The 7,859-nt window shown below is 44.5% G+C and carries 10 protein-coding genes; 9 read left to right on the forward strand and 1 reads right to left on the reverse strand.

Translation table 11 applies throughout. The features are described 5' to 3' along the window. From A3762_RS02105 to queF, 4 genes are all read left to right on the forward strand, one after another. Window positions 1–903: HD-GYP domain-containing protein (locus A3762_RS02105; RefSeq protein WP_068753883.1), on the forward strand; the 903-nt coding region annotated here is incomplete at its 5' end. Window positions 904–1,104: 201 nt separating this feature from the next. Continuing rightward, complete coding sequence (locus A3762_RS02110; RefSeq protein ID WP_068753884.1) at window positions 1,105–2,049, forward strand: ABC transporter ATP-binding protein; 945 nt, start codon at window positions 1,105–1,107, stop codon at window positions 2,047–2,049. Continuing rightward, window positions 2,046–2,819: an ABC transporter permease gene (locus A3762_RS02115; RefSeq protein WP_068753886.1), complete on the forward strand. Its 774-nt coding sequence runs from the start codon at window positions 2,046–2,048 to the stop codon at window positions 2,817–2,819. Before A3762_RS02110 ends, A3762_RS02115 begins: the two co-directional genes overlap by 4 nt. Window positions 2,820–2,886: 67 nt before the next feature. Further along, window positions 2,887–3,711, forward strand: a complete 825-nt coding sequence (gene queF / locus A3762_RS02120) for an NADPH-dependent 7-cyano-7-deazaguanine reductase QueF (RefSeq protein ID WP_068753888.1) — start codon at window positions 2,887–2,889, stop codon at window positions 3,709–3,711. 23 nt (window positions 3,712–3,734) lie between these two features. Here queF and A3762_RS02125 read toward each other — a convergent pair whose 3' ends face one another. Then, complete coding sequence (locus tag A3762_RS02125; protein ID WP_068753890.1) at window positions 3,735–5,117, reverse strand: adenylate/guanylate cyclase domain-containing protein; 1,383 nt, start codon at window positions 5,115–5,117, stop codon at window positions 3,735–3,737. Between the two features lie 189 nt (window positions 5,118–5,306). Here A3762_RS02125 and A3762_RS02130 point away from each other — a divergent pair, with 189 nt between their 5' ends. From A3762_RS02130 to A3762_RS02150, 5 genes are all read left to right on the forward strand, one after another. Further along, window positions 5,307–5,882 carry a nitroreductase family protein gene (locus A3762_RS02130; RefSeq protein ID WP_068753892.1) on the forward strand — a complete coding sequence of 192 codons (576 nt, stop codon included), beginning with the start codon at window positions 5,307–5,309 and terminating at the stop codon, window positions 5,880–5,882. Between the two features lie 133 nt (window positions 5,883–6,015). Beyond that, window positions 6,016–6,417: a flagellar basal body rod protein FlgB gene (gene flgB, locus A3762_RS02135; RefSeq protein WP_068476543.1), complete on the forward strand. Its 402-nt coding sequence runs from the start codon at window positions 6,016–6,018 to the stop codon at window positions 6,415–6,417. A gap of 2 nt (window positions 6,418–6,419) precedes the next feature. Further along, entirely contained in the window at window positions 6,420–6,854 is a 435-nt protein-coding gene (flgC, locus tag A3762_RS02140; protein WP_068476541.1) for a flagellar basal body rod protein FlgC, read from the forward strand. A gap of 12 nt (window positions 6,855–6,866) precedes the next feature. After that, window positions 6,867–7,544: a flagellar hook assembly protein FlgD gene (locus A3762_RS02145; protein ID WP_068476539.1), complete on the forward strand. Its 678-nt coding sequence runs from the start codon at window positions 6,867–6,869 to the stop codon at window positions 7,542–7,544. 20 nt (window positions 7,545–7,564) lie between these two features. Beyond that, a partial coding sequence (locus tag A3762_RS02150; RefSeq protein WP_156493143.1) for a flagellar hook-basal body complex protein occupies window positions 7,565–7,859 on the forward strand: 295 nt, incomplete at its 3' end.

Genomic DNA, 7,859 nt, shown 5'->3' on the forward strand with positions numbered 1-7,859 from the left:
GAGCAAGTAAGCGTCCAAGATACGCAAAAACTTGCAGTGAGCATGGTCGTGAGTGTCGTTCGCAATCCAGACGCGCTTATCTGGTTGGCAAAAATGGACGATGAAGATCAACAAGGTTATCAGCATGTGGTTCGCGCATCGATTTGGGCGCTCGTTTTTGCAAGACACCTTGGGTTAACAAAGCCTTTGATGAAAAGTCTAGCGGTTGGCGTGCTCTTGTCACACATCGGAAAGATAAAGTTAGAGCAGTCTGTGAGAGATGCTGAACCAGAAGATAGCAAGCAGAACCCAAATTATCAGTCCTACGTTCAGCACAGTTTAGATATTCTGAAAGAATGTGATGGCTTGCCTGACAGTGTGTTGAGCATTGTTGAGTTTCATGCCGAGAGACACAACGGTTCAGGGTTCCCGAAAGGTGTCACTGGTCAAACAATTCCTTTATTAGCAAAAATTGCGGGCTTAGTGGACGAATATCAAACGATGATTACGCCTAGGGGTGAAAGTAAAGGTTTGTCGCCTCGAGAGGCTGTCGCGGAACTCTATGAGCAAAGAAACGTCCTGTTTCAAAAAGATCTTGTTGAACGCTTAATCGAAGCGATTGGCGTATTCCCGACTGGAACCTTGGTTGAACTGAGCACTCAAGAAGTTGGAATTGTTACAGGTCACAATAGCGAACGACGTTTGCTTCCACAGATTATTGTTGTGACGGATAAAGACAAAAAATTGCTGAAAAGCGGCCGTAAGTTGGATTTAAAAGCATGGAATGAAAGTCATTCTGAAGCAGAGGCGCTATATATTAAAGATAGTTTGCCTAAGGGAGCATTTGGCATTGATGAGAATGCCTTCCTTCTGTCTGGCGCAACGTCTAAATGGAGTCTGAAGCATATAATGTCGGGCATGTAAGCTTGGCTTTTTACTGTTAAATATCTCTAACTGACATTTCCTACGCGCGCTCCTCATATGCGCATTGCATGATTTTTTCGCTCTTATTGGATCTTGCTAAATCTCATCTACGCTTATCAAAGTCTTTTTTGACGATCGCTTGAAATTTGATAAGTGCGCCCTCATAAAAACTGCCTCAAACCTACTAAAGTGAATATCTCGATGACCAATGCGTTAGAGATCGTGAGCTTGAACAAGACTTACGACAATGGGCACGTTGCCTTAAAAGATGTCTCCTTGAATGTGAAGAAGGGGGACTTCTTTGCTTTGTTAGGACCAAATGGAGCGGGTAAATCAACGACGCTTGGTATTGTCTCCTCACTCGTAAATAAAACGTCCGGTACGGTAAAAATCTTTGATTATGACTTAGATCGCGAGCTCGAGAAGGCAAAGACTTGTTTGGGCGTCGTACCGCAAGAGGTCAATTTCAACCAGTTTGAGAAAGTTGAGCATATTCTTGTGACGCAAGCGGGCTATTACGGTATTCCTGCATCAGAGGCGAAGCAAACCGCAGAAGTATATTTAAAAGCACTTGGTCTTTGGGAAAAACGCAACGAGCCGGCTCGAATGCTTTCCGGTGGCATGAAGCGTCGTGTAATGATCGCACGAGCACTTATTCATAAGCCAAAATTGCTGATTCTAGATGAGCCTACTGCTGGCGTTGACATTGAGCTGCGTCGATCCATGTGGAAGTTCCTTCAAGAAATTAACGATGCGGGTACTACCATCATTTTGACTACACACTACCTCGAAGAAGCTGAGGAGTTGTGTCGCAATATTGCCATCATTGATAAGGGTGAAATTCTCGAGAATAGTCCAAAGCACGAATTGCTGAGTAAGTTAACCAAGCAAACATATGTCTTCGAAACGACGCCGCCATTAAGTAAGGCGCCAGAGTTAGATGGATACGATACCGCGCTAACGTACGACGGTGCTATCGAGCTGACTGTCGAGCAGGGAAGAGACTTAGGGACGTTTTTTGATGCCGTCAAAGATGAAGACTGGAAGGTATTGGGTATTCGCAATAAAAGTAACCGTTTGGAAGAGTTGTTTTTATCTTTGGTTAGCTCTAGCCAAGACTTAAATTCGAAGGAGCAAACCAAATGAACGCACATCAAATCTGGATTGCTTTTACGACCATCGTAGTAAAAGAGATTCGTCGATTTACACGAATCTGGGCGCAAACGATGCTTCCACCTGCGATTACCATGGCTTTGTATTTTGTCATTTTTGGCAATCTTATCGGGCCTCGTATCGGAGAAATGGGCGGCTATGACTATATGAGTTTTATTGTCCCAGGCTTGATTATGATGTCGGTGATTACTAACTCTTATGCAAACGTGGTGTCGTCTTTCTTTAGTTTGAAGTTCCAGCGCAGTATTGAGGAAATACTCGTTTCACCTGTTCCAAACTGGGTTGTGCTGAGCGGTTACGTTGCCGGAGGTGTTGCGCGTGGTGTTGGGGTAGGGATTATCGTTACCTTACTGTCTTTATTCTTTACCGATTTAGTTGTTCACAACGTACTGGTGACGGCCAGTATGGTGATATTGACTGCGATTGTATTTTCGCTTGGCGGATTTATTAATGCAGTATTCGCGACGAAATTTGATGACATCTCTATCGTCCCTACTTTTGTATTAACGCCGCTCACCTACCTTGGTGGTGTGTTCTATAGTATTTCGCTTCTGCCAGAGTTTTGGCAGAACGTATCTCAAGCGAACCCAATTTTATATATGGTAAATGCTTTTCGTTACGGAATATTGGGTGTGAGTGATATCGATATTCGATTCGCGTTTGGGATGGTTATTGTTTTTATTGTTCTATTATTTTCGACGGCTTTGTTTTTACTTTCTAAAGGCAAGGGCATTCGCAGCTAGACTGCGATTCTTCGTGGTAACTGCTTTATAGCAATACGAGCGCGACGGAAAATTATTTGAGGTATGTATGGCGATTGTTGAGAACAGCCAGTTAGGTAAAGAAACGAATTATTTAGATCGATACGCACCCGAGGTGCTATTCCCAATTGCACGTAGTGAAAGTCGCGCGAGTTTAGGGATCGAAGAAACGGATTTACCATTTGCTGGTGAAGATGTTTGGACGAGTTTTGAGGTGTCTTGGCTAAACACTAATGGTAAGCCAGAAGTCGCCATTGGAGTTTTTAGTATTCCTTGTCAGTCGAAGAATATCATCGAGTCTAAGTCGTTTAAGTTGTATCTCAATTCATTTAATCAAGAGAAGATAAAAAGTAAAGACGCATTGATTGAAACGTTAGAGCAGGACTTGAGTACAGCAGCAGGTGCTGCAGTAACGGTTCAGTTACACGACCTTGTTGATATTCAAGCGGTAAACCTTCCAGCTGGTGAGAGCGTTGATCATCTGGATGCCAAAGATTTTGTGTATGAGCCAAACGCAGATCTGCTTCAAGCTGATAGCGATGAGCTTGTTGAAGAAACCTTATATTCAGATTTGTTACGATCGAATTGTCCGGTAACGGGTCAACCAGATTGGGGGACTGTGGTTGTTTCCTACAACGGGCCTAAGATTGATCGTGAAAGTTTGCTGCGCTACGTGGTGTCTTTCCGCAATTGTCAGGACTTTCACGAACATTGCTGTGAGCAAATATTTACTGATATTTTGGCGAAGTGTGGATGTACATCTTTGAGTGTGATGGCTCGTTATACGCGCCGCGGGGGCTTAGATATCAACCCTTATCGAGCAACCGAAGACCGTGTTTCTGTCTGTCCTCAAAAGCGATATGTTAGGCAGTAGTTCTTAAAAGAGAACTATTTGATTTAATCGCGGTCCTTGAGTTTTTCCGCGGCGCGCTCAAGGGCCCGAACAACTAAGTCTTTCTCTTCAGTTGTGACTTTTTCGGTGTCTAAGTACAGCGCAAAGCCGCCTGTTTCATGTTCGATAAAACTCTGGCCAGCGCCAATATCTCTGCGGAAATCGACGATCTGATAAATTGGCACAGGGCGAGAGAATCCTTTTACAGTGATCTCGCCTTTATCTCTACACATTACCTTATCTTTGACTAACGAGAAGGTCTCGTAAGAGATCAGTATTTCTCCAGGCTCCGCTAAGCTCTCAAGACGAGACGCAAGATTAACCTCTTTTCCGATGATCGTATAATCCATGCGATTCTCGGCGCCGAAGTTACCTACCGTGCTGTATCCAGTACTGATGCCGATACGAATTTGTAGAGGTGTTTTGATCCCTTGGCTTTGCCATTTTTGGCGGAGAATCTTCATGTGCTTACGCATCTCGATCGCCATGGCTACACAGGCAAGCGTATCTTCTTTTGGTCCGCGGCTTGTCGGGTCGCCAAAGAAGATCATGATCGAATCGCCGACAAACTTATCAATAGTGCCGCCATACTTTAATGCGATTTGAGACATCTCATTAAAGTAGCTATTCAGAAGCTCAGTGAGGCTCTCTGGCTCCATTTCCTCAGCAAGTTCGGTAAAGCCCTTAATGTCTGAGAAGAAGATCGTTAATTTCTTACGTTGCGTTTCAAGACGAACGTCACGTTCACCGGTAAAGATAGATTGCCATACTTGTGGTGAAAGATACTTCGCAAGCTTATGCGATAGTGAGATCGACTGTTCTCGTTGATGCTGAATCTGTGACTTCGCTTTTACCAAGGCCTTCGCTTGTTGGTGTGTGTAATATGCGGTAACAGCAACATAGACACCTGCCCCAATACCAGCCACAAGAGTCACCAATACCGGCTCATTTATATTGAAGTTAAATCCGAAAATTAAGCCGCTTAATCCTAGCGATATAGATGCTGTGATGCAGCCGAGTACTAATAGCTTCATACCTCCTACAACAATGAAGCTAAACGCACCCATAATGATCGAGAATAAAGAAGCAGTGAGGCTGAATTCGATGAGAACAATCGTACACCCAACAATAACACCGTCTATAAGTAAGGTTACTTCACGAGCGGTTGGATTATCAGCGAGTTTGAAATGACGAACGAAGAAATATAAAAGGTGGGGCCAAAGCATGGCGAAAGGCACAAACCAAATTAGGTTCTTATCAAAATGACCTAATAAAATGCCCGTAATAAAGGTGAGAGTAGACGTTAGGTAAGCAAGTACGCGCCCATTATAGGCCGGCATGACTGACGGCGGCGCATCATAATTAATTATACTTGGTTCACTTGCCATAGTTTACTGCCCAAACGAATAAAAGAGGTGTTCGTAAAACTGGGTATTTCCTTTCTTCGCAATCTATTTAGGCAAGCGCGCTTATTCTGTATTATTGCTGCTTGAGTCTTGCCTAGCCTTAATTTTGGTGGCTTAGGTTAGCACCTCCTTTTTTTATTAACAAATGTTCTCTGTGTAAAGCGATTCATCATGAGCTATGAAAACAGCATCCTAAACTTCTTGCATCAGCGCGTGTCTTTTCCACGATTAGTTTCACCTGCACCTGAAGGTGAACAATTAAAAGGTATTTTGAAAAGTGCACTACGTGCGCCTGACCACAAGGTACTTCGCCCAGGGCGATATTTGATTGTGGAAGGTGATGCGCGAACCAAGCTAGGTGAGCTATTTGCGCAGGCTGCAGTTGCGGCCAATCCAGATTGTGGTGAAGCGAAGATCGAAAAGTGTAAAAAAATGCCGTTTCGCGCACCGATGATTTTAGTGGCCGTTTCGAAGAATATCGATCATCCCAAAGTGCCTTATTTTGAACAGGAGCAATGTGTTGCTGCCGGGTTGTCCTACATCCTTTTGGCTTTACAAGCAGAAGGTTTTGGAGGGATGTGGCGAACGGGCGATATGGCAGTCGACTCTGTTGTGAAGCGTGGTTTAGGAATTTCTGAGCACGAAAGTCTCGTCGGCTTTTTATATATAGGAACGCCTGAAGGAGACGCAAAGCGTATTGTAGACCCCGTTTTAGAGGATAGTTTTTCTTTTTGGACTGGCCAATAACGCTAGCGTCGCATGACGGATAAGCCTTGCCGCGGGCAATAAAAGCGGCAATTTATAAGTTATTGAAAAATAAGAAAAAATAATTGGCACTTCTCTTGCTTTTTAACCTCTTAGATTAACTAGGATGAGTTAAATGGCGATTTCATTTCAAAATGCATTAGGCGTTCACCCGCAAGCTGTAGAGCTTCGAGTGCAGCGTGCTGAGTTGATGGCAAACAACTTAGCAAATGCAGATACTCCCGGATTCAAAGCGCGCGACATTGACTTCAAAGCGGCGATGGCTGAACAGCAAAGCATGCTTGATGGGCAGTTAGCGATGAGCGCTACGCAAGGCGGTCACATTGCTCCGAACCAAGGTCAATCCGGAGCGGAAGTTCTTTACCGAACGCCAACTCAGCCATCCGTAGACGGGAACACAGTAGATACGCAGCAAGAGCTTGCTGAATTTACCAAGAATGTTCTCGACTATCAGGCGAGCTTTCAGTTCTTGAATGGAAAGTTTAAATCCCTAAGCAAAGCAATAAAGGGTGAATAAGCATGTCTTTAAATTCCATTTTTAATATTGCCGGTTCTGGCATGTCGGCACAGTCGGTACGTTTAAATACAACCGCCAGTAACATCGCGAATGCAGATAGTGCAGCGAGCAGTACTGGCGAAGTGTATCGAGCGCGAAAGCCTGTATTTGCAGCGATTCAAGAAAGCGCTATGACAGGTGCAATGCCGAGTATGACAGATGCGGGTTCTCAAGGTGTTCAGATTAAAGGTATTGTCGAGAGTGATGCAGCGTTGGATATGCGTTATCAGCCGGATCACCCTTTGGCGGATGAGCAGGGCTACGTCATATATCCCAATGTGAATGTTGTAGAGGAAATGGCTGACATGATGTCCGCCTCGCGCAGTTTTCAAACAAATGTCGATGTCATGGAGGCAGCCAAAACCATGATGCAACGAATTTTAACTTTAGGCCAATAGGCGAGATAGACGATGACAAGTATTAATACCTCCGGTGTTGCTGATCCTCTAGCGCAGTATCGCTTAGAAAATAACGGCGAAGCGGCAAAGAAAGGTGACTTGGGTAAAAACGAGTTTTTGGATCTGATGATCGCTCAGCTCGAGAATCAAAACCCTCTTGAGCCTCAAGATAACGGTGCCTTTATCTCGCAGCTAGCTGAATTTAGTGCGCTAGAAGAAATGCAACAAATTAACAACACGGTGAATAACTTCACCAATAAGTTCCAGTCTACACAAGCATTGCAAGCGTCTGCCATGGTTGGGCGCTCTGTGTTGGTGCCAGGCGCTGAGGCTCCACTTTCGGCAAGTGGAACGATTAGCGGCATTGCAGACATTCCGTCTGGAACTAGCAATCTTTCTATCTCTATTTTGAATGGTTCAGGTGAGCTCGTGCGGCGTGTTGACCTTGGGCAACAATTTGCCGGTTCAGTGCCGTTTGAATGGGATGGTTTGAATGAGCAGGGTGATCAGATGCCTGCAGACAAATACACAATAAAAGCAGAAATAAAAACAAGCGCGGGCGCTGAGCAGGTCGATACCTTGTTTGCTTCGCAAGTGAATAGTGTATCAATCGCTCAAAGCGGCGAAGTGACACTTAACTTGGCTGGCTTAGGTGGCGTTCCGTTAGAGAACGTGCGCGAAATTAATTAATTAATCAGTAGAGGTTCAATATGACATTCAATGTAGCACTCAGTGGATTAAAAGTATCCGCAACAGACCTCGAGGTCACTGGTAATAATATTGCGAATGCAAGTACGGTTGGTTTCAAGCGTTCACGTGCTGAATTTGGTGATGCCTATTCAAATAGCTTTTTTGGCGGTGGGGTAACCGACGTTGGTGATGGTGTGCAGGTGCAGGCTATTCGTCAGATCCACAGCCAAGGTAATGTTGAGTTCACTGATAACGGCCTTGATATGGCGATTACCGGTAACGGTTACTTCATCGTCAATGATAACGATGAAGTGA

It is taken from the genome of Oleiphilus sp. HI0125, from assembly GCF_001635355.1.